This is a genomic window from Flagellimonas taeanensis (assembly GCF_003584105.1).
Classification (GTDB): Bacteria; Bacteroidota; Bacteroidia; order Flavobacteriales; family Flavobacteriaceae; genus Flagellimonas; species Flagellimonas taeanensis.
The window spans coordinates 120513-145512 of the sequence record NZ_QXFO01000005.1 but is presented as its reverse complement, the minus strand read 5'-3'; the positions used below and the strand labels follow the sequence as shown (position 1 = coordinate 145512).

Genomic DNA, 25000 nt, shown 5'->3' with positions numbered 1-25000 from the left:
CTGTCCCCTTGAGGGGACTTCAGGGGTGTTTTCACATCCCCCGTACCCCCTTCAAAGGGGGATTAGACACAACATATCATGATGAATAGAATCAAACAAAAACTACAGGAGGACAAAAAAATCCTATCCATATATTTTACCGCAGGTTACCCTGCTTTGAACGATACGGTAAAAATCATCCAAGATCTGGAAAAGAGCGGTGTTGATCTAATCGAGATCGGATTGCCCTTCAGTGATCCCTTGGCCGATGGTCCTACCATCCAAGCAAGTTCTACCGCAGCACTTAAAAATGGGATGACCACAACTTTGCTCTTTGAGCAATTAAAGGATATCCGTAAATCGGTTTCCATTCCGCTGATTTTGATGGGCTATTTCAATCCTGTGTTGCAATATGGTGTTGAGACCTTTTGCCAAAAGTGTGAGGAAATAGGCATCGATGGGCTCATTCTTCCTGATTTGCCCCTTGACGTGTATCAAGAAGAATATGAAACCATTTTCAAAAGACACGGTTTGATCAATGTATTTTTGATTACCCCACAGACCAGTGATACTCGTATCAAAGCAATCGATGATGCTTCTGAAGGCTTCATTTACATGGTGAGTTCCGCTAGCACTACCGGGGCCAAGGAAGGTTTCGGTACGGAGCAAGCTTCTTATTTTGAACGCATTGCAGGAATGAATTTAAAAAATCCGCAAATTGTCGGGTTCGGGATCAGTAATGCACAGACCTTCCAACAGGCCACCGCCAAGACAAAGGGAGCTATCATTGGTTCGGCCTTCATCAAACATTTAACACAAAATGGGGTGGACGGAATCAGTGATTTTGTGGGTCAAATTCGTTAAATTTCAACTTTTATAATGAACCCTATTTTGTCCCATGAGAAAAATCATTTCGTTCCTTTCCCTTATACTTTCATTTTCCCTTTTTGCCCAAGATGATGTTGCCGTAAAATCCCAAGTGGCCGATGCCATCAACGAGCTTCAGGAGTTCATTGCCATCCCCAACGATGCCTTGAACCCTGATGATATTGACAGGAATATCATGTGGTTGAAACGAAAGTTCGGGGAGCGCGGATTCAACACTGCTGTTTTGGATACGGATGGACTTCCATTGTTCTTTGCTGCCACCCCGGTGGACAATGAAAAACCCACGGTCTTGATCTACATGCACTTGGATGGGCAGTCGGTGGACCCTAGCAAATGGGACCAACCCGACCCTTATAAAATGGTGCTGAAAATGCCTGAAGGCGATAGCTTCACCACAGTCCCTTTTGATGAACTGGGGGAGGATATCAATTACGATTGGCGCTTGTTCGGTCGCTCCACTTCGGATGATAAATCACCCATTGTGACCTTGTTGAACACTTTCGACCTATTAAAAAATGATGGAAAGGATATCCCGTTCAATGTAAAGGTCATCTTGGACAGTGAGGAGGAGAAGAGCAGTAAACCCTTGCCCAAAGCCGTAAAACAGTACCGCGAACTGTTGGAGGCCGACTTTCTGATGATCGTGGACGGTCCCGTGCATGCCACTGGCGTACCGACCATCGTATATGGCTGCAGGGGCATCACTACACTTTCCCTGACCACCTATGGTCCCATTAAACCGCAACACAGTGGCCATTATGGAAACTACGCCCCTAACCCTGGCTTCCAATTGGCCCAATTGTTGGCCAGCATGAAGGATGCCGATGGCAAAGTGACCATTCCCGGGTACTATGATGGGATTACCCTTGACGAGGCCACCAAGGAAATCTTGAAAAGTGTTCCTGACAGCGATGAAGAGATTGCTGAAAAACTACAGTTCCGATCAGCGGAAAAAGTAGGCGGTTTTTACCAGGAAGCATTGCAGTATCCCTCTTTGAACATCCGTGGGCTGGGTTCCGGATGGATCGGGGAAAAGGCCAGGACCATTGTTCCCGAGAGTGCCACCGCCGAACTGGACCTTCGTCTGGTAGTTGAAACCGACGGAAACCGCTTGAAAAAATTGGTGAAGGACCATATTGCCCAACAAGGCTTCAAAGTGTTGGACCACGAACCCTCCAAAGAAGAACGCATGCAGTATGACAAAATAGTCACCGTCAAAGAAGGGAGCGTCACCGATGCGTTCCGCACAGAACTGGACAACCCTTATGGTCTATTCTTGACAGAGACCTTAAAAAACACCTTCGGTTCCAATGTGGTACAGATACGCACCATGGGCGGAACAGTCCCTATTGCCCCTTTTATCAATGAACTGAAGATTCCCGCCTTTATCGTCCCGATGGTCAACCCCGACAACAACCAACACAGTCCGAACGAAAATGTAAAGATTGGCCAGTTGGCCTATGGCATCAAGATGTTCTATGGTATTCTATCGACTCCAAAAAGCTAAAAATGGTAACTTGAAAAAACAAAAAGGCCCATATATATGGGCCTTTTTTATTTGAATCTGTCCAAACACTAGTTTTTCTTTTGCTGACCAGGAGCATATGCCTTTGCACTCTTTGCCCCGGTTATTTTTTTGGCCTGTCCTGGAGGAATACCATTCTTGTTGGCATGGATGTGCGCAGAACATGAAGCCATAAGCATAACAACGAAAATGATTCCGATCAATTTATGGATTGATTTCATTTTTTTGAATTTTAGGTTTTGTGATTTAAGTATATACGTAGAAAGGGATTTAAAATTGTCTTAACCAAATCGTAAAAGTTCTAAAAAATCGGGTTTATTGGTCATTTTCAAAAAAAGCACGGTACTGCATCACTCTGAAATCCAACGTATTGAATTCAGGATTTATAGCCTTGAGGTCTTTGTAGGCCTGTAAACTTCCCACTGCACGATTGGCAGTACCCGAAGGAGCGGTCAGGGATACGGTTTTTATGGTTCTCGACTGCGCTCGAACCGACATTGGACTTAAATCCGTTGGCAATTCAAATTGATGGACCCGCGGCACTTCATCATTCACCACATCCAATTTCAGGTCATGTTCCTTCAGTTGTCTTCGAAAGAAATATTCCGGGCCGTTCTTGCTGTTGCCTCCCATAAAGAGAATCGTATGGATGTTCGCATATTTCTTGAGGTATCCGACCAAATCCCGAAGTTCCACATTTTGCATCCCAAGATCGGAGGCATCAATTTTGGTCCGTTCGGCACTTGCAACAATATCACAGACCCCAATTTTGTGCTTACGGAGGAATGTTTCCCGCTGCGAAATGGCCTCAAACGTGGTCTCATACTTTAACCCTAGTTCAAAGATTCGATCCAAAATGGGCCAAAGCATCCCATTGCAGCTCCCATAACAGAAATCGACATCTTCTTTTTTGAGATCACCCGTAGTGAAGCGGGGCGGCGGCAAGGTTCCCACAATCAATTTGGTGACCTCTGGGAATAAAAAAGGTTCGTAGGGGTGTGTATGTTTGAATGGTTTATCCACCAGCCTTTTTTGCCCTACGCCGAGTTCCTACTAGCGTTGATGTTCCCGTAGAGAGAACGTGTCACTATCTTTTCGTACAGTTCCTTGAATTCCGAATCCTGTGTAATGTGATACAGGGCATTCTGCTGGATCACCAAAAGGGGCAGCACTATTTTTTCCCTGATCTTTACCGATTCCCTTGATACCTCCTCATCTTCCATCAAGATCTTGAGCCCGGAAATCTGGAGGAGCATTTTCTTGGAAAGTTGGAACTCTTGATGGAGTATGTGCCAAAACTCCCCAAATTCGGGATCGTCCTTCATGTAACTGGTCAGGTTAAAGTTGGTCTTGGCCAAGGACATCATACTGTTGTGCATCAATGCCCTGAAAAAGGGGACTTCCTTGTACAACTTCTTGACCTCGTTGAGCCTTCCTTCGTTCTTGAGTTGCTGAATGGCCGTTCCAAGACCGAAATATCCGGGCACGTTCTGTTTCAACTGGCTCCAGGATCCCACAAAGGAGATGGCCCTAAGGTCCGACAGGGTCAGTTTTGCCTTGTTGCCCCTCTTGCCCGGCCTACTGCCAATGTTCGCTTTGGTGTAATATTTCAAGGTACTGCGGTGCTCCAAATATGGAATGAACTTTTCATGCTGCTTCAGTGCATCGTATTTATCAAAACTCAAATCCGAGAGTTCCTCGATCAGTTTACGCTGCGCAGCGGTTATGACAAGCTCCTTTCCAAAAATATTGTTGCTGAGCCCTGCGGTGAGCAACTGTTCAGAGTTGTGCTTGAATTGTTCCTTGGTGCCATAGGTACTGGTTATGGTCTGCCCTTGGATGGTCAATTGGATCTCATGGTTGGCCACATCTTTGGTCTGAGCGGCATAGAACCTGTGGGTCTTGCCCCCTCCCCTTGCTGGTGGTCCTCCCCTTCCGTCAAAGAAAATGGCCTTGATCCCGTTCTTCTTACAGACCTTGCTCAGTGTTTCCTTGGTCTTCAATATGGACCAGTTGGCCTTCAAATAGCCCCCATCCTTGGTACCATCGGAAAATCCGAGCATGATGGTATGCATTTCGTTTCGTTTCTCCAGATGCTTTCGATACTGCGGAATGTCAAAAAGGGTCTGCATGACTTCTTCGGACACTTCCATCCCTTTCATGGTCTCAAAAAGGGGAACAATGTCAAAGGTGATGTCCTTCTCGTCCCAACCGCACCATCTGAACAATCCGAAGACGAACAATACGGCAAAAATATCCTCAGAATTGCTGATGATGTACCGATTGCATCCATCTTCCCCGTTCGTTTTCTGTATTTCCTTCAGCTGTTGGATATTGGCAATGGTATCTTTCACGATTTCATCATCAAAATCAGCGGCATCCAACTTTAGGTTTTTTTGGAGCAACCACTTCACTAGGTCCTTTTCCTTCAGTTCTTCCAAATTTTCTTTGATGGCTCCTTCCTTTTTTAACACCGTTTCCACCACCAATTTATGTTTGCTATGGTCCTGACGGATATCCAAAGTGGCAAAATGGGTCTTGAAGATATGTACCTTGTCCGTGAAACTATCCAAAAGGTCCAGGTACAATCCGTGGTAATCCGCTATCAGTTTTTCCCTGATGTCCTCCAGATGCCCAATGATCTCCGCATAGGTTATGGGAACCGTGGGATCGAACATTGCCTTGTAGAGTTTGTCGCTCAGTTTAGTGAGGTCGTCCTGCATGCCCTTGAAAGTGAGTTTTTTTCGGAGTTCCTTCAATTCGTTATAATAACATTTCATCAAGGTGAGCCTTAGTTCATCGGCCACTTTTCGGGTAATGTCCGCCGTAACATAAGGGTTCCCGTCACGGTCCCCACCTGGCCAAAAGCCCAGTTTGATGATGTTGTAGTTCTCAAAGTCCTCGTCCTTGATATTACTTTTCACATATTGGTACAGCTCACCAACGGCATTGTAATAGGTATTTCGGAGGATGTAGATGATGTTCTTGGCCTCGTCCAAAGGGGTCGGCTTTTTGGCATTGATCAACGAGGTGAGCCCCAACTGCTGAAGGGTCACATCGATGTCATAGATCCTGTCCTCGTCTATGAGCGAACGCAGCTCGGCGATAATGTCCAAAACAGCGGGGGTATAGAACTGTGTGGGGTGTGCCGTCAAAACGATCCGTGCACTGAAGGTGGACAGTTTTTTGGAAACCTTGTCCCAATTCTTGGTGCGGTTCACCAATTCAAAGTAATCCTTAATGGTGAGCGAGTTGCTGTATTTTTGGAGCTGGGGAAAGGCAGAATCTTCCACACTATCATAGAGCACCACCTGACGTTCCACGTATTGGATGATGCGGAACATAAAATCCAGGCGTTCCCTTTCGTCCTTGATATTGGCGAAGTTGGTGAAAAAGACCTCCAAAATCTCTTTGGGGTCCTTGCCTTCCCTGAGTCCCCTTTCGCACTGATCGAGCAAAACGGGAATGAGGATCCCCACATTTTCAATATTCTTATACGGCAAGCTCAAGAAAAGGCTGTTGTATATATTGAACTTGTTGGTGACCGACTTTTTGAACTCTTCTAACCGTCTGGACTGCTGCATGGATTTTTCGGTGTTAGTGTTTGTATGTTGAACGATGTCCCCAAAGATCGTGATTATAGCATAATCTTTGGGTCAAATTTGAATGTATCACAATTTAGGGCATGTGTCCCATAAACGTAACAGCACACCCCATTTTTCCAAAACATAGGAAATCTGGCAGTTTTTCCCAAAAAATTACCGCACAAAAACCGGCTCGTTGGGTTTTTGGGTATGCTCCTGGCTGAACGTATAGTCATCACGATCAAAACCTTTGATGTCCTCCAAGGTCTTGGCATCGGTGTCCAGGATATAGCGCACCATGGACCCCCTGGCTTTCTTGGCGAAGAAACTGATGACCTTTAGCTTGTCGTCCTTCCAATCCTTAAAAATGGGTGTGATCACGGGCACCTTCAGTTTTTTCTCATCGACTGCCCCAAAATATTCGTTGCTCGCCAGATTGATGAATAGTTCGCCATCCTCCAACTCGGCGTTCAGGTGGTCGGTGAGCTGTTTTTTCCAAAACTCGTGCAGGTTTTTTTTGCGGCCCACCTTCAATTGAGTCCCCATTTCCAATCGATAGGGCTGGATCAGGTCCAAAGGCTTCAAAACTCCATAAAGACCGGACAAAATCCGGAGTGTGTCCTGTAATTGGTCCAATTTTTTCTCCGGAATGGTATAGGCATCAAGGCCTTGGTACACATCGCCATTGAAGGCATATACGGCCGGTCTGGCATTTTCTGGGGTGAAAGGGGGCTCGAACTGTTGGTTGCGCTCCCAGTTCAGTTGGGCCAGATTATCGGAAATGGACATCAACTGGGAGAGTGCCTTTGGTTTTTTATTTTTCAGGACCCCGTTCAACTTTTGGGCTTCCTCCAAAAACTGTGGCTGGCTATATTTCGATGTGGGCAATGCCGTTTCAAAATCGAGCGACTTGGCCGGGGATACAACAATTTTCATGTGTTCTAATTTTACTGTTTTTAAAACTCGCCTGAACATTTTGATGGGCATCAAGAATGGTCATGGCTCATTCCATATACCTCAATTTTTGGTAAAAATAATGAAGGATTGGATTTAATGGAAAGATACGCAAAAGGTGTTTTCAATCTTAAGATTGAAAGAAACTATGATTCGTGGTGTTTGGCATATCCGCGCCATTTTTCGATACAGTTGACCATGTCTTCCGGCAATTCGGTGTTGAACCGCATGAACTCTCCCGTCACGGGATGTTCAAAGCCCAGGGTCTTGGCGTGCAATGCCTGTCTGGGCAATACCTTGAAGGCGTTTTCCACAAACTGCTTGTACTTGGTAAAAGTGGTCCCTTTCAATATCTTTTCCCCACCGTAGCGTTCATCATTGAAAAGCGTATGCCCAATATATTTCATGTGTACCCGTATCTGGTGGGTCCTGCCCGTTTCCAATCGACACGAGATCAGGGTAACATAGCCAAACCGCTCCAGCACCTTGTAATGGGTCACGGCTTCCTTGCCATCCTCCCCATTGGGATAGACCATCATCTGCAAACGGTTCTTGGGGTTTCGCCCAATGTGCCCCTCAACAGTTCCTTCGTCTTCTTCCACATTGCCCCAGACCAGTGCCACGTATTCCCGTTCGCTGCTCTTGTCAAAAAATTGCTGTGCCAAATGGGTCATGGCCCTTTCCGTTTTGGCGATGACCAACAATCCCGAAGTGTCCTTATCGATACGGTGGACCAATCCCGGCCTTTCCGAGCTATTGTTGGGCAGGTTTTCAAAATGGTACACCAATGCATTGATAAGTGTACCTGAATAATTGCCATGCCCCGGATGGACCACCATACCTGCCGGCTTGTTCACCACCAAAAGGGAATCGTCCTCATAGACAATATCCAATGGAATGTTCTCTGGGGTCAACAGAAATTCATAGGGAGGGTGCTCGAACATGACCTTTACCTCATCCCCGGCTTTTACCTTATAGTTTTGCTTTACTGTGGTGCCGTTGACCCAGATATGGCCCTGCTTGGCCGCCTGTTGGATCTTGTTACGGGTGGCATTCTCTATAAAGTTCATCAAGAATTTGTCCACACGGAGTGGTTCCTGCCCTTTGGAGGCCACGAACCTGTAATGCTCAAAAAGTTCGTCTTGGGAGAGTTCTTGGTTGTCCTCGATATCCATGATTATTGGGAATCTGCCTGTACACGTGCACTTTCGGGTATGGTCCCGTTCCCACAGATCAGTTCGATCCTGGAAGTCTTGGGCAACTTGTCACCTGGCTTTACGTATTTCCCTTTGAACTTCATATTGTAGACCATGTCCTTGCCCAGTTGGTCTATGTAGGTCACCCGTTCCACGTCCAATCCCACGGCTCTGAGCATAGCCGTTGCGTTGCGTTGGGTGACTTGGATGATATCGGGTACGCTCACTTTTTTGTACCCGGATGGGTTCACCGTAAAATAAATTTTCCTATTGGACTTTACCTTGTTGCCCGCGGGTGGGTTCTGGTCCAAAATGGAAAATCTCGGATAATCGGGATTGTATTCGGACGAGTCTAGCACCTGATAGCGCAACCCTGCTTCCTCAACTGCTTTTCGCATTTCTGCGACCGACATTTTTGAAAAATCCGGAACCTCTACAAACTCACCGTGGTTGGTCGTGCCTTTGAGCCATTGCAAGGTGGCAAAAACAATCACAACTATGGCCACCACGGCCAGTCCCAACTGGATGAGGAACGTTTTACTTTTCAAGAACTCCAAAAAATTTTTCATGCAGAAAACCTTATCGGAACAAATATAGGAAAGCCTTCCCTTTTTTCTTTACTTTGGCAAAGCGATATTTTGAAAAGCAGATGAAAAAGAACATTGCCATTATTATGGGCGGCCACTCCAGTGAATACAATATTTCCATCAAGAGCGGCAACGTGGTGCACAAATTTTTGGATGCCCAAAAATACAATACCTACCGAATCGTGATCAGTAGGGAAAAATGGGTCTATCTTGACGCTTCCAACGAAGAGTTCCCAGTGGACAAGGCAGATTTCAGCATCCGACCCAATGGCACTAAAATCCATTTTGACTGTGTTTTCAATGCCATCCACGGCACTCCAGGTGAGGATGGATTGTTGCAGGCCTATTTTGAACTGCTGGGCATTCCCCATACCTCCTGCAACCATTACGAATCGGCCCTCACCTTTAACAAAAGGGACTTGCTGAGCACGTTGAAACCCTATGGTGTGCCCTGCGCCACTTCCTATTACCTGAACAAGGGGCAGGCCGTGGACGAGGCGGCCATTGTGGAAAAAGTGGGACTCCCTTGTTTTGTAAAGGCCAATCGGTCCGGCAGCAGCTACGGGATTTCCAAAGTGTACCAAAAGGATGAACTGGCGGGGGCCATAGACGCGGCTTTCAAAGAGGACAGCCAAGTGATCATTGAATCTTTTTTGGATGGTACCGAAGTATCCGTGGGCGTGATCACCTACAAGGGCGAAGTGACCGTATTGCCCATTACCGAAATAGTCTCCGAGAACGATTTTTTTGATTTTGAGGCCAAGTACATGGGAAAATCACAGGAAATCACACCAGCCCGCATATCGGCCGCACAGGAGACCAACGTGAGGAAATTGGCAGAGTTCATCTATAGGACCTTGGGACTGAAAGGCTTTACGCGAAGTGAATTCATCTTTATCGGGGATGTGCCCCATCTTTTGGAGGTCAACACCACACCGGGACTTACTGAAGAGAGCTTACTGCCCCAACAGGCCGGCGTGTCAGGGATTTCCTTGGAAACCTTGTTTGATAGTGCCATTGAAGAGGCCTTACGATAGAAAACCGTATTTTTGGATAAAACCTTTCAACCATGAGACGTGCAGTGTTCCCCGGTTCCTTTGACCCCCTTACCCTAGGGCATTACGACATCATAAAAAGGGGTGTTACGCTCTTTGATGAGTTGGTGATCGCCATTGGAATCAATGCCGACAAAAAATACATGTTCTCTTTGGAGGAACGCACGAAGTTCATAGAGGAAGCCTTCAAGGACGAACCCAAGATCAAGGTGATGACCTATGAGGGCATGACCGTGGATTTCTGTAAAAAAATAGGGGCGACCTTTATTCTGAGGGGGCTTCGCAACCCTGCCGATTTTGAGTTTGAGAAGGCCATAGCGCACACTAATCGAAAACTGTCCGAAATAGAGACCGTGTTCTTGTTGACATCATCAGGAAAATCCTACATAAGCTCCTCCATAGTAAGGGACGTTATTCGCAACGGGGGAGATTACACAGGTTTGGTTCCCGACACTGTTGTGGCCAATTTCTGATATTTCCATCCCGCACTTTCTTTCTTTTCATATTGTTGTCCGGAAAATTTGCCACAATTATTGACATTTGTCAAGAAAACAACATTTTTCGACCCTTTCACAACAATAAATGAGTAAGCTGATGCAATACACTTACATTGGTCAGAAATTTCTTAATAGCATAAAGTTTCCCTAACACCCCCGAGTTTTGAAAGCAGTCGAGAGAATTGCCCAACATTACTTATTGAAACAGTTACCCAAAGCCACGGCCCTTGTGGCATTGGATGGCACGGTAGTGGATGCCTCCGATTCATGGCTGGATGTTTTTGGGGTCAATCCAAAAGACTGTTCGGAGGTCAATATCTTTCACCTCTACGGAGAAAGTGGTCTACTGAAACAAAAGTTGCAAGAGAGCAAATCATTTTCCTTCAGGCACGGTATCGAAAATAAAATGGAGGAGAATTGGTTCGAGAGCACCTTTGCCCCATGGTTCGATGAAAAGGAAAATGTGATTGGGTCCATTATACAGACCGATGATATTTCCCGTGAGGTGGAAAAGGAAATGGAGCTTGAAAAGACCAACAACATACTAAAGATCAAATCCGAGGTGTCCCAAGTAGGTTGTTGGGAGTATACCCTAGCCACAGAGGAGCTTTTCTGGTGCGACGAGACCAAAAAAATCCACAATGTGCCCCTATCCTATAAACCAAATGTGGCAGATGCCATTGCCTTTTACAAACAGGGGTACAGCCGCAACAAAATATCGATGCTGTTCCACAGTGCCATCAATGAAGGGACACCCTTCAATAAAAAATTGACCATCATTACCCAAAACGGGCAAGAAAAATGGGTGAGTGCCACTGGAAAACCTATTCGCGAGAACGGAAAGATCGTTAAATTGCTCGGGACCTTTCAGGACATCAACGAACAAGTCACTTCAGAAACCCGGATAAAGCACCACCAACAATTACTGACCGCCCTCATTGATAACCTACCGTTGAACGTGTTCGTCAAGGATTTGGATTCCAGAAAGATATTGGTGAACAAGGCCGAATGCGACTATTTGGGAAAAAGTACCAAGGAACTCATTGGCAAAACCGATTTTGACCTGTACGAAAAGGAAGTCGCAAAAATATCACGGGAAGAAGACCTTGAGGTCATCAGAACCTTAAAGCCAATGTTGGGAAAGGAGACCATCAACATCAAGAAAGATGGAAAAATCACTAATTTCCTTACATCCAAGATACCCCTCTTCGACCTGGAAGGAAAGATCAGTGGTCTTATAGGCATAGGCATGGACATTACCGCCATGAAGAAAAAGGAGGATCAGTTGAGAAATTTGATCAACATCACCTCTGTCCAGAACAAAAAACTCATCAATTTTGCCCATATCGTATCGCACAACCTGCGCTCGCACTCGGCAAACTTTTCCATGTTGTTGAAATTTTTGTCCGAAGAACAGAACGAAGCAGAAAAGGCCCATATCATGAACATGCTCAACCAGGCATCCGACAGTTTGTTGGAGACCTTGGAAAACCTCAACCAAGTAGTGGACATCAACACCAATGTGACCCTGAGCAAACAACCGCTCAACTTGAACGAAAGCATTGATAAAGTGCGAAAAAACCTTTCCGCTTTCCTGGAGAAGAACAAAGTGAAGATCATCAACAACATCCCACAGGATATGATCGTGTGGAGCGTTCCCGCCTACTTGGACAGCATCATCCTGAACTTGGTGACCAATGCGGTAAAATACAGCAGCCCCGAAAGAAGCCCTGTCATCACCATGGATGCAAAAAAAAGGGACAAAACATTAATTTTCAGCGTATCGGACAATGGTCTGGGAATAGACCTTGAGAGATACGGCGATAAAATATTTGGGATGTACAAAACGTTCCATAATAGGAAGGACGCCAAAGGCATCGGCCTTTACATCATAAAGAACCAGATAGAGGCCATGGGCGGAAGTATAACAGTTAACAGTGAAGTGGACAAAGGCGCTACCTTCAACGTATATTTCAATGAAGAAAGTAAGTAGTATTTTTATTGTGGACGATGACCCTATAACCGTATTTGGCATCAAAAAGGTATTGAAACCTGTGGCCATTTGCGATGATGTGCAAATTTTCCAGAACGGCAAGGAAGCCTTTGATGCCCTTAAGGAAAGGACAGAGCACGAACAGAGCATCCCCGAGGTGATTTTTTTGGACATCAACATGCCCATCATGGACGGTTGGGACTTTCTGGAAGAATTGATAGGCCTGGACATCAAGGAGCGCATTATCATCAACATGATCACCTCTTCCATTGATCCCCTTGACTACCAAAAGTGGAACGAGTTCAAGGACAAGTGTCCACATACCCTCAATTTTAAGAACAAGCCCATATTCAAAATTGAGACCAGCGATTTGGACAACATCGATATGGCCTCATAAGCAGATAATTCGTTATTTTTGGGACTGCAAAAAGGTCAATTTCTTTTTGGCTCTACTTATAACAAATACGTGGCACCTTGAAACACATCCTCTTTTTTACAGTCCTGCTCCTATTCTTATCCTGTGAGACCAAAACACAGAACAAGGAAACCTCATACCAGACCATTTACGAAGCATCGGGTGAGAAAGAGACCGCCACCTATGCAGAAACCATCGATTTCTACATAAGATTGGCGCGTGACTTTCCACAGATAAACATACATACCATTGGAAAAACGGACAGTGGGCAACCTTTGCACATGGTGACCTTCAATCCGGATGGGGACTTCAATTTTGAGAATATCAGAAAAGAAAAATCGATCATCCTCATCAACAACGGCATACACCCTGGGGAAAGCGATGGCATCGATGCCACCATGATGCTCTACAGGGACCTGGCCACCAAGAATGTACCGGCACCGGAAAAAACGGTATTGGTCACCATACCCATCTACAACATTGGAGGGGCACTCAATAGGAACTCGACCACCAGGGCCAACCAAAATGGGCCTTTGGAATATGGCTTCCGGGGAAATGCCCTCAACTATGACCTGAACAGGGACTTCATCAAAATGGACTCCAAGAACGCCAAGACCTTCGCGGACATCTTCCATTTGGTAAAGCCCGATGTATTCATAGACAACCATGTGAGCAATGGTGCCGATTACCAATACATACTGACCCATTTGTTCACCCAGCACAACAAATTGGGCGGAGATCTTGGGGAATATCTCTACAATTCTTTCATGCCCGGTATAGAAAAATCGTTGGCGGAAAAAGATTGGGACATTACGCCCTATGTCAACGTTTTCAACATGCCTCCAGAATTCGGGTTTAGCCAATTTATAGACCATCCCAGATATTCCACTGGCTATACCACACTTTGGAGCACCTTGGGACTGATGGTGGAAACCCACATGCTGAAACCTTACAAACAAAGGGTGGATGGCACATACGAGATCATGGAAAGCTTGATCGCCGTGGTGGAAAAAGAACATGAAAACATAAAGAACCTGCGCAAGGAGACCTTGGAAAAAAACTTGGACCTTGCCGAATATTACCTGAACTGGCAGGTGGACACCACGCAAAGTTCCACACTCCAGTTTAAAGGATACGAAGCAGAACGGTTTACGAGCGAGGTGACCGGACTTCCACGGTTAAAATATGACCGAACAAGACCCTTCACCAAAGAAGTGGTATATCAGGACCAATATTACCCCACCGACACTGTTCCCGTTCCCGATGCCTACATCATAAGGCAAAGCCAACAAAAGGTGATGGAGAGATTGGATGCCAACAAGATCCAATATTTCAAATTGGACAAGGACACTACGCTCACCGTGGAGACCTACACCATATTGGAATACGATACCCGAAACACTCCATATGAGGGCCATTACCTGCACTACAATACCAAAGTTGAAAAAACGACCAAAAAAGTCACTTTTAAACCAGGAGATTTTGTAGTCCCCACCCGTCAACCGGGCATAAGGTACCTTTTGGAAACCTTGGAACCACATGCCGTGGACTCCTTTTTCAACTGGAACTTCTTTGACACCTTCCTTCAGCAGAAAGAAGGTTTTTCGCCCTATGTCTTTGAAGATGTTGCCTTGGAGATGCTACAGAAAGATTCCATTCTGCGCCAAAATTTTGAGACCAAAAAGAAACTGGACCTCAATTTTGCGAACAACTGGTACGCACAACTGGATTGGATTTTCCAACGTTCCGTGCATCTGGAGGAAGCCTATCTCTCCTACCCCGTGTACAGGGTGGCAAAGGGCAGTGAGGCTTCTGGCATATTGGCTAGGAAATAAATGGATCGTCAAACAATATCCTGATATTGTTGTATGAATTTTTAAGGGCCTTCGCTGCTTTTTCAGGGCCTTTCCATTTCACCTTTTTGATACCTTCGGCCTTCTCGGCGACCAATTTCCCATTGTAGTCAGTGGACATCAAAAACCAATGGGTCTGTTTCAATTGGTATTCCCCATTCCGTTTGAAAACATGGTAGGTGGTGCGCAGAAATTTTTCAATCACCAAGCCTTTCACCCCGGTCTCCTCTTCTACTTCACGGATAGCGGCATTTTCAATGGATTCCCCTTTGTCCACCTTTCCCTTGGGCAGGTCCCATTTTCCATTTCGATGGATGAAAAGCACCTTTCCCTTTGGGTTCACCACGAAACCACCACCTGCGACCACCACAGGTATCTTGTGCATGAAAAGTTTGAGTATCCTATCCCCATCCGGATGGTACAGGTAGGCCTTTTTCAATTTTTTTTTGGACAAAAGCTCAATGGCCTCCATTATGGAATCCCCATCCATGGAGAACAGGTTGCCGTTGGACTTTTCTGGGCGCTCGTTTGTTAAGATCAGTGGGGACTCATTAACAAAAACTTCATACATTTGCGCAATGGTTTTAGATAAGGGAATTGCTAAAAAGACAGCAGAGCTGCTTTTACAAATTAATGCAATAAAGTTGGAACCCGAAAATCCCTTTACATGGGCATCTGGGTGGAAATCCCCAATTTATTGCGACAACAGGATTATGCTCTCCTACCCGGAAATCCGGAATTTTGTGAGAGAGGAAATGGCCAAACAAGTGGAAAACCTCTACGGAAAGCCCGACGTCATCGCCGGTGTGGCCACAGGTGCCATCGGAATAGGTATTTTGGTGGCCGAAGCCTTAGGACTTCCCTTCATCTATGTGAGGCCCGAACCCAAATCCCATGGGCGTCAAAACCAAATTGAAGGCCAATTTGAATCCGGCCAATCCGTTGTGGTCATCGAAGACCTCATCAGCACCGGAAAAAGTAGCCTCAATGCCGTTAAGGCCCTTAAAGACCAAAATGCCAAAGTGAAGGGCATGTTGGCCATATTCACTTATGGCTTCCCTGTGGCCACCACCAATTTTGAACAGGAAGGTGTGGAACTGCACACCCTCTCCGACTACGAACACTTGGTGGAACAGGCCTCCGAGACCCATTACATCAAAGAATCACAACTGAAGACCCTGTTGGAGTGGAGATCCAATCCACAGGAATGGAAATAAACGAACACCATGCACATAGAGACCTCCAAAAAGAAAGTATCCAAGAACGATAAGGACATATTTGACTTCCTCACGGACATCAAAAACTTTGAGACCCTGATGCCAGACAACATCGACAAGTTTGAGGTTCTGGATGAAAACACCTTCAAATTTGCCCTAAAGGGCATGCCGGAAATCGTTCTTAGGTTGAAGGAGCAAAGCCCCAACAACAAAGTGGTCTTGGGCGCTGCCAGTGATAAACTGCCCTTTACCCTGACTGCGGACATTACCTCTTTGGGTGAAAATGAAAGTGAGGTCGGATTGAGTTTCGAAGGTCAGTTCAATGCCATGATGGCCATGATGATCAAATCGCCCATCACCAATTTCATGGAGACCCTTTCCAAAAACTTGGGCAAAATGTAATAGAAGTTGAAGGCAGATCAGTGACATCTGACAGTGTTTCATTCAAGTTCAAACATCAAGTTCAAAAAAGGGAAGTGCCAAGTCCCTGAAACCAAACAACAATTCAGTAGAGCAAAGTCACCTCCTTCAGGTCAAATTCCTTGAAGATTCGATCTTCAAGTTCCACAACGAGCTTGCCCGTGGATGATACCCCACGGATGAATCCCATGAACAGTTCGCCATCGGCATCGGTAAAAGTGGAAGGTTTGTCCTTCCTGAACAGATGTTTTTCATAGCTTGGCAAAAGTTGGGCCATCGTTTTCCCTTCCATAACATCCAAATGCCCCTGTAATTTTTCCAGGATTTGGTTCAGAAGTCCGTCCAGATCATAAAAATGGCCAGTAATGGATTTTAGGGAGGCCGCCCTGTCCAGATTTTCAAAACGTTCTTGGTTCACGTTCAGCCCAATCCCAATGATCGAATGTTGCACCCACTGCCCTTTTAGGGCATTCTCGATCAAAATGCCGCAGATTTTAAAGGAACCTGACATAATGTCGTTGGGCCATTTCACCTTCAAATTGGGTATTTCATACGCCTCCAAAGCATCGCAGACCGCTAATGACACCCCTATGTTCAACAAAAACTGCTGCTCTGCCCGCAACGAATCAAAGCACTTTAAAACACTGAATGTCAAATTTTTACCTCCTTCAGATTCCCAAGCAGAACCCATCTGTCCCCTACCCTTAAGTTGTTTGGTGGCCACTATGGTAGTGTAATCTTCCAATGGGCCGGAAGACTGTAACAGTTCCTTTAAGAATACGTTCGTGGAATCCGTGGCATCAAGTTTGATTATCCGAGTATGTTCTCCCAATGTGGTACGCCTTATCGATTTGTTAAAAACTAAGGCTAAGAAAACAAAAAAAATATAACTTTGTAAAAACTAAAATTTTTGAATGCAGAAAACGAAAGCCAGCGCAGATGAACTGATTGCCTTGATTTTGCACGGGATAGAAGACGTAAAGGGGGTTGATATCAATCTACTGGACCTAAGGGAAATCGAAAACACAGTTTGTGACTACTTCATAATCTGCAACGGTACTTCCAACACGCATGTCAATGCAATTGTTTCCTCTATCCAAAAAACCGTAAGCAAGGCCATCCAAGACAAGCCTTGGCACATTGAAGGTTCCGAAAACGCAGAATGGGTATTGATGGACTATGTAAATGTGGTGGTTCATGTATTTCAAAAACACATCAGGGAATTCTACGACATTGAAGGACTTTGGGGAGATGCCAAGGTAACGATGGTGGAGAGCAGCTACAATTCTTAAAAAAAATGGCAAAAGAAAACAATCCAAATACCCCTAAGAAACCCCGTTTCAGTTCGTGGTGGATATACGGCGTGGTCATCGCCCTGATCATAGGCTTCCAGTTCTTTGGAGGAAGTAGTTTCTCCAGTACCGAGAAAACCACGACTTCAGAACTACAGGAATTTTTACGCAATGGTGACATCTCCAAGATCGTCATCATCACTAATACCCGACAGGCCAAGGTGTATCTCACCGAAGAGGCCCTCAACAAAGATGTGCACAAGGGTGTGGCCAAAAAACCCCTTTTCCCTTCCTCCAGTTTAATGCCACAGTATATCCTGGACTATGGGGACCTACAGATTTTCCAGAACGAGATCACGGAGATCAAGAAAGAGAACAACCTGGACACCATTGTGGAATTCGACACCGAATCCAATGTCCTGGGCGATCTATTGCTGTCCTTGTTACCTTTTGCGCTGATTATTGCCATTTGGATCTATTTGATGCGTAGGATGTCAGGAGGTGCCGGGGGAGGTGCCGGAGGACAGATCTTCAACATCGGAAAATCCAAGGCCAAACTATTTGATGAAAAGACCGATACCCGCACATCCTTTAAGGATGTGGCTGGATTGGAGGGTGCCAAGGAAGAAGTGCAAGAGATTGTGGAATTCCTTAAAAACCCTGATAAATACACCTCTCTCGGAGGAAAAATACCCAAGGGAGCCCTTTTGGTAGGACCTCCGGGAACAGGTAAGACCCTTTTGGCCAAGGCCGTGGCCGGAGAGGCCAAAGTGCCCTTCTTCTCACTGTCCGGTTCCGATTTCGTGGAAATGTTCGTGGGTGTTGGTGCCTCTAGGGTACGTGACCTCTTCAAACAGGCCAAGGACAAGTCACCTGCCATCATCTTCATTGATGAGATAGATGCCATTGGACGTGCCAGGGGCAAGAACAACTTTACAGGCTCCAACGATGAGCGCGAGAACACCTTGAACCAATTGCTCACCGAGATGGATGGTTTCGGAACCAATACCAACGTCATCGTATTGGCCGCCACCAACCGTGCCGATGTATTGGACAAAGCCTTGATGCGTGCCGGACGTTTTGACCGTCAGATTTATGTGGACCTTCCCGATCTAAACGAAAGAAAAGAGATTTTTGAGGTGCACTTGCGCCCCATCAAGACCGCGGAGACATTGGACTTGGACTTTTTGGCCAAACAGACCCCAGGTTTCTCAGGTGCTGACATCGCCAACGTATGTAACGAGGCTGCCCTTATTGCTGCCCGTAAAGAGAAAAAGGCGGTGACCAAGCAGGATTTCCTCGACGCCGTGGACAGGATTGTCGGTGGTTTGGAGAAAAAGAACAAAATCATTACCCCCGAAGAGAAAAAGACCATTGCATACCACGAAGCCGGTCACGCCACCGTAAGCTGGATGTTGGAGCATGCCGCACCTTTGGTGAAGGTCACCATAGTTCCACGCGGACAATCGTTGGGAGCAGCTTGGTACCTACCCGAAGAGCGCTTGATCGTTCGTCCGGAACAGATGTTGGACGAAATGTGTGCCACCATGGGAGGAAGGGCCGCTGAGAAGGTCATCTTCGATAAGATTTCCACAGGAGCTTTGAGCGATTTGGAAAAAGTGACCAAACAGGCCAGGGCCATGGTCACCATATATGGTCTCAACGACAAACTGGGGAACATTACCTATTACGATTCATCCGGCCAGAACGAATATGGGTTTACCAAGCCATATAGCGAGGAGACCGCCCAACGGATCGATCAGGAAATTTCCAAAATGATAGAAGAGCAATACCAAAGAGCCATTAAATTATTGGCCGACAATAAGGACAAACTTACCGAGCTTGCTGACAGGCTTTTGGAAAAAGAAGTTATCTTTAAGGACGATTTGGAAAAGATTTTTGGCAGAAGGCCTTTTGAAAAAGAGGAGGAGAAACTGGAACCTGCCGATAAGCTGGACGATCAATAGCGTTCAAACTGAAATAGGAAAAATGCACTCGATACGTTAAATGGGAGTTTTTAAGAAGATTTTCGGAGGAGGAAAAAAGGTTTCCAAGGAAACTTTGGAAACCCGTGGAGACCATATGCCCGATCTGAAAATTCCCATTGACGAAAAGTTTACGATCTATTTCAAGAAAAACGGGGGCAAGTTCATCTATTGCGAGGATTTTTCAGAAATATCCGAAGCGTTGAAAAATATCATTTCGGAGAACGACTGGCAAAACCATATGCTTTACTCCCTCAATCCCAGACTGGAGAGCCGCTTTGCCTCAGAAAAACTTGAATTTACCGACAAAAGGCAGGAAAGTGATATTTTCTTCACCACCTGCGAACACCTTGTCGCCCACAACGGCTCCATTTTGGTGTGCTCCAACCAGATCAAGGAAAAGAAATTGGACGAACTCCCCTCCAACTTGATCGTGTTTGCCACCACCAGTCAGTTGGTGGACTCCATCAGCGGGGCACTCAAGATCATCAAGGAAAAATATAGAAAAGATATTCCCAACAATATCACCACACTAAAGCATTTTCAACCCACACCGGAGAACAAGGACGATTTCCTTTCCTATGGAAGTGCCTCAAAAAATGTCTATCTTTTACTCCTGGAAGACTACTAGTACATGAAAGAAATTTTAAGGCGCTCCATAACGGGGGTCATCTATGTGGTGCTTCTCTTGGGAGCGGTTTTTTTAAGTTCGGATGCCTTTGACTTCCTCTTCATGGCTTTTGGACTGGCTTGCCTGTACGAATTCAAACGGATCGTAAAGCTTAAGGGATACTATATCTTTATAGCCTATCTGGCGTTGTGGTGGATATTCATTTATCTTGTTCGGGACGGTGCACTGGTTACCCTTCTCATGCTACTGACCATAACGGTGGACTTGGCGCTTCTCGCCTTTCTTTTCTCCAAAAGACCAAGAGAGTTCACTGAGCTCCAAAAATTCATCATTGCCGTTTTCTACATTGGTGGCGGATGTATCTTCCTGACTATGATCCCCTATAAGGATGATGCCTTTGCCCAATTTTTGATCATGGGTATCTTTATCCTGATCTGGGTCAACGATACTTTTGCCTATTTGGTGGGGAGGGCCTTGGGCAGAACAAAATTGTTCCCTGCAGTTTCCCCAAAAAAAACCATTGAAGGTTCTGTAGGAGGTCTTATTTTTGCACTGGTGGCCGCATACATCCTATCTTGGTACGAAACCAAACTTAGTTTAATGGAATGGATGGCAATGGCCACCCTGATCGTGGTTGCGGGAAGCCTTGGCGATTTATTGGAATCCAAATTCAAACGTATGGCGGGAGTGAAGGACAGTGGTGCCATCCTTCCCGGTCATGGTGGGGTTTGGGACCGATTGGACAGCTTGGTGTTTGCTTCACCATTTGCATATTTGATACTTAATATTTTCTCCTATGTTTCATAAAGAGGGTCAAAAAATAGTCATTTTTACTTTTTTTCTTGTGGTCGCCGCCATATTCGCCGCACAGTATTTGATAGATGTGGAATGGGCCCGGTTCACCATACAGATTGCCGCCCTTTTTATCCTGATCGCCATCCTCCAGTTTTTCAGGAACCCCAAAAGACCCGTGACACCCAACTTTGATGAGATCTTGGCACCTGTGGACGGCAAGGTCGTGGTCATAGAGGAAGTGGACGAACCTGAATATTTTAAGGAACGGAGAAGACAGGTCTCCATTTTCATGTCACCCGTAAACGTGCATGTCACCCGATACCCAGCCAGCGGGACCGTAACCTATTCCAAATACCATCCTGGGAAATATTTGGTGGCCTGGCACCCCAAATCCAGTACCGAGAACGAACGTACCACTGTAGTTCTACATACCCCTAAATTCGGCGAGATCGGGTACCGACAGATTGCCGGTGCCATGGCGAGGCGTATTGTCAATTATGCGGAAGAGGGCGAACAAGTAACGCAGGGTGAAGATGCCGGCTTCATCAAGTTTGGATCAAGGGTAGATCTTTTATTGCCCTTGAATTGCAACATCACCGTAAAACTGAACCAAAAAGTGACCGGGGCCAAAACCTGTATTGCATCTGTAAGAAGAGAAGATGATTGACGAAGCTTTACATAAAAAATTTGATGAGGCAGTGGCCTTTGTAAACGACTACACCGAGCCCTTGCCCGCGGATCTTCTATTGAAACTGTATGCCTACTTCAAGATTGCCAACCGAAATTTTGACAATCCAGGCAGCAGGACACCATTGATCAATGCCTTTAAGGCCAATGCATTGTTTCAAGCAAAGAACATGGGCCGAAAAGAGGCCATGGAAAAATACATTGAACTTGTCAATTCGGAAATAAGGACACTTTAAGACGCCAAATTGGTCGCCTCATATGGCCTTTCAAAATAGGTGAAATAGACCCCACCAAAAATGGTGATCAAAAAATAGATTGCCACTGAATAACTGGCCATTGGCAAAAAAGAATCGATCCCGAACCAATCCTTGGTGAAGAAAATCAAGGCCAGCCCCGCCACTCCCCGGAACACTTCGATCCAGACAGCATATTTTTTTCGGTCCATCAAGGTCGTGTACCCATAGACCCCGACAAAAACAAAGCCCCCGAACAGCAAAAGTCCATCAAAACCTATATTGGAATAGTTGTAGAACATAAAGAGCATCAGAACTGTGGTCAATATTAATTGGAACAATGCATATGCCTTGAGCGAGTTGGATGCTTCAGGCCTGTATTTCTCGAAATTATAGACATCCTCAATGATTTCCACCGGATGGGATTCCTTCACATCCGCAGGTCGCCACCCAGTGGGCATGAACCAAATCCTCAGTTTGTCCCAATAACTCTTGGTCCGCCATGCATCCTTCATAAGTCGCCACAAATGCTGAAAATTGATGATGATGGGATTCCACGTGTTGGCAGGTTTCAAGACACCATATTGGGGCGGTACCTCATCCAACTCCTCCTGGAATGTTCCGAACATCCTGTCCCAAATGCAAAATATCTGCCCTAGGTTCTTGTCGATGTATTCCTTGTTGATGGCATGATGAACCCGATGCTGCGAAGGGGTAACGATCACGTACTCCAACCATCCCATTTTTCCGATATGTTGGGTATGGTACCAAAACTGGGCAAAAAGATGGATGGGCGCCAAAACAGCGATGACCTCATGCGGAACTCCAAGAAGAGCAGCAGGGATCAACAGCAGCGCATAATAGCCCAAAAGATTGGAAATGGGCTGCCGAAGGGCACAGGCCAGATTGAATTCTTCACTGCTGTGGTGAATGACATGCTGGTTCCAGAAAAAATTGATGTGGTGGCTGAGCCGATGGTTCCAATACCCCGCAAAATCAAGCACTATGAAGGCCACCACCCAGACCAGCCAACTTGCCTTGATCTCGGTAAGCGCCAAATGTTCCAATAAAAATGGATAGCTGACCAAGACGAGTACAAGCCCCAAAGAATCTTTTACCACATTGGTCAATCCAGAGCTGAGGCTGCTCACGGTATCCATCAAGTTGTGCTTCTGGTTTTTCACAAAACGGCCGTAGAGCACTTCGAAAAGTACCAGACCTATAAAAAAGGGAGTGGCATATAACAATGCCGTTGCATACGATTCCATTCCAAAAGTTTAAAATTTTACTCGCTGCAAGTATGGGGCTGTGCACCATGAAGTTACTCCAAATTTTTGAATAATTGGATATCGTTGGCATCGGTCAGGTCCGGAATGTGTTCCAAACGTGGAATACAGAGCACACTTTGTGGGTCGTCCACCACCAAATTGCCTACAGCCTTGGGCAACTCCTTCTCGTCCCGGACCGGATCTAGGGGACAATTTTGCAAATAGGGATAGATGTCCGTGCCGTAAAAACTGAAAATGTTCATACTCACCCTGAGTTCCCCTGTATCATCCATATAATTGGGAATCTCCTGTGCGGACGGTTTTTCAATAATTTTCTTCAAAAAACCATCTTCGGAAATATCCATGACCGCAAATTTCGAGATACGCTCGTCCGTAAACTCAAATCCGGAACTGGCATAGCTGATAAGTGCATTGGCTGCTTTTCTTTCACCCCTCAAATCTTTGAGGGCCCCTACGGAATACAAATTGTCCCCGTTGCAGACCGTGAAAGTGGAATTTTTGAGCACTGGATATTGGTCCAAACATTGCTGAAGTGCATCCGCCGTGCCCAAGGGCTTTTCCCTTTCCCCGGGGACTTGTTGAATGGCTATGAACACCTGCAGTCCAGATGGCAAACCACCTTCGTCCACTAGGTTTTTGAAAGCCTTATTCCCAGGACTGGTGATCAAATAGAGGTTTTCATAACCCGCCTCCTTGGCATTCCTGACCAGATAAAACAAAAAAGGCTTTCCGTTTTTTCCAACGGGAATAAGGCTTTTATGCGGAATGTGATCCATCACACCCTTGTTTTCCCGATCTGATGACAGACTTCTTTTCATTCGGGACGAAGCCCCTCCTACCATGATCACCAAACTATTGTTTTCCATCTTCGTTATGCTGTTATTTCAACTTCGTACACTGCTTTGGCACCGGCATTCAGAAACGCTTCCCGTACTTTTTCCTTGACATCGCCAGTGACCATGGCCACCATACAGCCACCACCGCCAGAACCTATGGTTTTTGCCCCAATGGCCCCTGCCCTTCTGGCTGCTTCCATCATCCGCACCATTTCAGCGGGAGTATTCTGGATCTGTTCCTGAAGGATTTTTTGGTGACTGTTCATCAAATCCCCCAATTTTTGAAGGTCGGGCAGTTCCTTTTGCAACTCCTCCTTGGCTTCGAGGGTGATTTGATAGTTATGGATGGCCGCATACCAATGGTCCTGAAATTCATTGGGAACCGATTCCAGGTATTTTTGATAATCGCCCAACACAGATTCCTTCAAAACAAATTCGGGATGGCTCCTTTTCACGGCATCGACCGCGTTTTGGGCATAGACACGGGCATTCTTGAGCACTTCGAGGGTCTTTTTGGCCAAGCCCGATTCCGCCACCAGCAATTGTCCCATGTTCCCCACCAACCGTTCACTTTTTCCACTTTCTGTATCGATGTAGAGCAAACCGCGCTGCGCAATGGTATATTGGTCCATCAATCCGCCTGGGGAATCGAAGAAAACTACTTCGGCTTCATAGGCCCATCTACCTACTTGAAAATCGGTTGTTTCATCCAATTTAACATTGATGGCCACCAAAAAACGAATCCAGGCCACCAACAAGGCCGAGGAACTGGAAAGACCTGCATTTACCGGAATATTCCCCGAGATTTCGACGGTATAGCCTTGCCTGTAACGAAACCCTTCATTCTTCAAAACGGCCATGGCCGAACGGAAAAAATCACCGGGCCGGACATTTTTTAGGTCATCGTCCAAGGCAATGAAGTCTTCTTCTCCCAGATCAAGGAGTTTCAGAACAAATTTTCCTTCGGCATTGGGCCGGGCCGTTATGTTGATATATCGATCTATGGCACCTGCAATTACCGGAAGTCCCAAATAATCTTGATGGTCCCCATAAAAGCAGATACGTGCCGGAACTTGTATTTGAATCATG

General features: G+C 45.9%; 26 protein-coding genes. 15 read left to right on the top strand and 11 right to left on the bottom strand.

What is annotated here, in order from left to right; translation table 11 throughout:
* The first annotated feature begins 81 nt into the window (after positions 1-81).
* A complete protein-coding gene (gene trpA / locus D2V93_RS00760) occupies positions 82-843 on the top strand; it encodes a tryptophan synthase subunit alpha (RefSeq protein WP_119617987.1) in 762 nt (253 codons plus the stop codon).
* 34 nt (positions 844-877) lie between these two features.
* Positions 878-2374, top strand: coding sequence for a M20/M25/M40 family metallo-hydrolase (locus D2V93_RS00755; protein WP_119617986.1), 1497 nt, complete (start codon positions 878-880; stop codon positions 2372-2374).
* A gap of 68 nt (positions 2375-2442) precedes the next feature.
* Here D2V93_RS00755 and D2V93_RS18580 read toward each other — a convergent pair whose 3' ends face one another.
* The 6 genes from D2V93_RS18580 to D2V93_RS00730 all read right to left on the bottom strand — a co-directional run bounded on the left by D2V93_RS18580 (position 2443) and on the right by D2V93_RS00730 (position 8695).
* Positions 2443-2613 carry a hypothetical protein gene (locus D2V93_RS18580; protein WP_177190117.1) on the bottom strand — a complete coding sequence of 57 codons (171 nt, stop codon included), beginning with the start codon at positions 2611-2613 and terminating at the stop codon, positions 2443-2445.
* 94 nt (positions 2614-2707) lie between these two features.
* Positions 2708-3418, bottom strand: a complete 711-nt coding sequence (locus tag D2V93_RS00750; protein ID WP_090336667.1) for a uracil-DNA glycosylase family protein — start codon at positions 3416-3418, stop codon at positions 2708-2710.
* Positions 3419-3429: 11 nt separating this feature from the next.
* Positions 3430-5976 carry a phosphoenolpyruvate carboxylase gene (locus D2V93_RS00745; protein WP_119617985.1) on the bottom strand — a complete coding sequence of 849 codons (2547 nt, stop codon included), beginning with the start codon at positions 5974-5976 and terminating at the stop codon, positions 3430-3432.
* Positions 5977-6150: 174 nt separating this feature from the next.
* A complete protein-coding gene (gene yaaA / locus D2V93_RS00740) occupies positions 6151-6912 on the bottom strand; it encodes a peroxide stress protein YaaA (protein ID WP_119617984.1) in 762 nt (253 codons plus the stop codon).
* A 164-nt stretch (positions 6913-7076) separates the two neighbouring features.
* Positions 7077-8105: an RluA family pseudouridine synthase gene (locus D2V93_RS00735; RefSeq protein ID WP_072879563.1), complete on the bottom strand. Its 1029-nt coding sequence runs from the start codon at positions 8103-8105 to the stop codon at positions 7077-7079.
* Positions 8106-8107: 2 nt separating this feature from the next.
* The gene (locus D2V93_RS00730; protein ID WP_072879561.1) at positions 8108-8695 is read right to left on the bottom strand and encodes a PASTA domain-containing protein; all 588 of its coding nucleotides are present in this window, start codon (positions 8693-8695) and stop codon (positions 8108-8110) included.
* An 80-nt stretch (positions 8696-8775) separates the two neighbouring features.
* On the opposite strand from D2V93_RS00730, the gene D2V93_RS00725 reads away from it, so the two are divergent.
* From D2V93_RS00725 to D2V93_RS00705, 5 genes are all read left to right on the top strand, one after another.
* On the top strand, positions 8776-9750 hold the full coding sequence (locus D2V93_RS00725; protein ID WP_119617983.1) for a D-alanine--D-alanine ligase: 975 nt from the start codon (positions 8776-8778) through the stop codon (positions 9748-9750).
* A 32-nt stretch (positions 9751-9782) separates the two neighbouring features.
* Positions 9783-10241 carry a pantetheine-phosphate adenylyltransferase gene (coaD, locus tag D2V93_RS00720; protein ID WP_119617982.1) on the top strand — a complete coding sequence of 153 codons (459 nt, stop codon included), beginning with the start codon at positions 9783-9785 and terminating at the stop codon, positions 10239-10241.
* A gap of 223 nt (positions 10242-10464) precedes the next feature.
* Complete coding sequence (locus tag D2V93_RS00715) at positions 10465-12258, top strand: PAS domain-containing sensor histidine kinase (protein ID WP_245978026.1); 1794 nt, start codon at positions 10465-10467, stop codon at positions 12256-12258.
* A complete protein-coding gene (locus tag D2V93_RS00710) occupies positions 12242-12655 on the top strand; it encodes a response regulator (RefSeq protein ID WP_072879553.1) in 414 nt (137 codons plus the stop codon). Before D2V93_RS00715 ends, D2V93_RS00710 begins: the two co-directional genes overlap by 17 nt.
* A gap of 77 nt (positions 12656-12732) precedes the next feature.
* Positions 12733-14508 (top strand): M14 family metallopeptidase, encoded by a 1776-nt coding sequence (locus tag D2V93_RS00705; protein ID WP_119617980.1) that lies wholly within the window; start codon positions 12733-12735, stop codon positions 14506-14508.
* On the opposite strand, the gene D2V93_RS00700 is transcribed toward D2V93_RS00705, so the two are convergent.
* Positions 14498-15097 carry an NUDIX hydrolase gene (locus tag D2V93_RS00700; RefSeq protein ID WP_119617979.1) on the bottom strand — a complete coding sequence of 200 codons (600 nt, stop codon included), beginning with the start codon at positions 15095-15097 and terminating at the stop codon, positions 14498-14500. The genes D2V93_RS00705 and D2V93_RS00700 overlap by 11 nt on opposite strands.
* A 7-nt stretch (positions 15098-15104) precedes the next feature.
* Here D2V93_RS00700 and pyrE point away from each other — a divergent pair, with 7 nt between their 5' ends.
* Positions 15105-15743 (top strand): orotate phosphoribosyltransferase, encoded by a 639-nt coding sequence (gene pyrE / locus D2V93_RS00695; protein WP_072879547.1) that lies wholly within the window; start codon positions 15105-15107, stop codon positions 15741-15743.
* 9 nt (positions 15744-15752) lie between these two features.
* Entirely contained in the window at positions 15753-16145 is a 393-nt protein-coding gene (locus D2V93_RS00690) for an SRPBCC family protein (RefSeq protein WP_119617978.1), read from the top strand.
* Between the two features lie 103 nt (positions 16146-16248).
* On the opposite strand, the gene D2V93_RS00685 is transcribed toward D2V93_RS00690, so the two are convergent.
* Positions 16249-16995 carry a biotin--[acetyl-CoA-carboxylase] ligase gene (locus D2V93_RS00685; RefSeq protein WP_119617977.1) on the bottom strand — a complete coding sequence of 249 codons (747 nt, stop codon included), beginning with the start codon at positions 16993-16995 and terminating at the stop codon, positions 16249-16251.
* Between the two features lie 82 nt (positions 16996-17077).
* On the opposite strand from D2V93_RS00685, the gene rsfS reads away from it, so the two are divergent.
* Genes rsfS through D2V93_RS00655 form a run of 6 tightly spaced genes read left to right on the top strand, consistent with a single transcriptional unit; the run spans position 17078 to position 21789 of the window.
* Complete coding sequence (gene rsfS / locus D2V93_RS00680; RefSeq protein WP_072879541.1) at positions 17078-17455, top strand: ribosome silencing factor; 378 nt, start codon at positions 17078-17080, stop codon at positions 17453-17455.
* Positions 17456-17460: 5 nt separating this feature from the next.
* The gene (gene ftsH, locus D2V93_RS00675; protein WP_119617976.1) at positions 17461-19422 is read left to right on the top strand and encodes an ATP-dependent zinc metalloprotease FtsH; all 1962 of its coding nucleotides are present in this window, start codon (positions 17461-17463) and stop codon (positions 19420-19422) included.
* Between the two features lie 40 nt (positions 19423-19462).
* The gene (locus D2V93_RS00670; RefSeq protein ID WP_119617975.1) at positions 19463-20071 is read left to right on the top strand and encodes an LUD domain-containing protein; all 609 of its coding nucleotides are present in this window, start codon (positions 19463-19465) and stop codon (positions 20069-20071) included.
* Positions 20072-20074: 3 nt separating this feature from the next.
* Positions 20075-20878 (top strand): phosphatidate cytidylyltransferase, encoded by an 804-nt coding sequence (locus D2V93_RS00665; protein WP_072879535.1) that lies wholly within the window; start codon positions 20075-20077, stop codon positions 20876-20878.
* Positions 20868-21533: a phosphatidylserine decarboxylase family protein gene (locus D2V93_RS00660; protein ID WP_119617974.1), complete on the top strand. Its 666-nt coding sequence runs from the start codon at positions 20868-20870 to the stop codon at positions 21531-21533. Before D2V93_RS00665 ends, D2V93_RS00660 begins: the two co-directional genes overlap by 11 nt.
* A complete protein-coding gene (locus tag D2V93_RS00655; RefSeq protein WP_072879533.1) occupies positions 21526-21789 on the top strand; it encodes an acyl-CoA-binding protein in 264 nt (87 codons plus the stop codon). Before D2V93_RS00660 ends, D2V93_RS00655 begins: the two co-directional genes overlap by 8 nt.
* On the opposite strand, the gene D2V93_RS00650 is transcribed toward D2V93_RS00655, so the two are convergent.
* The 3 genes from D2V93_RS00650 to D2V93_RS00640 are packed head-to-tail and all read right to left on the bottom strand — an operon-like array spanning position 21786 to position 24999.
* Positions 21786-23054, bottom strand: a complete 1269-nt coding sequence (locus D2V93_RS00650) for a sterol desaturase family protein (protein WP_119617973.1) — start codon at positions 23052-23054, stop codon at positions 21786-21788. The genes D2V93_RS00655 and D2V93_RS00650 overlap by 4 nt on opposite strands.
* 53 nt (positions 23055-23107) lie before the next feature.
* Positions 23108-23941, bottom strand: a complete 834-nt coding sequence (locus tag D2V93_RS00645; protein WP_119617972.1) for a sugar phosphate nucleotidyltransferase — start codon at positions 23939-23941, stop codon at positions 23108-23110.
* Positions 23942-23946: 5 nt separating this feature from the next.
* Positions 23947-24999: a GHMP family kinase ATP-binding protein gene (locus D2V93_RS00640; RefSeq protein WP_119617971.1), complete on the bottom strand. Its 1053-nt coding sequence runs from the start codon at positions 24997-24999 to the stop codon at positions 23947-23949.
* Between the last annotated feature and the right edge of the window lies 1 nt (position 25000).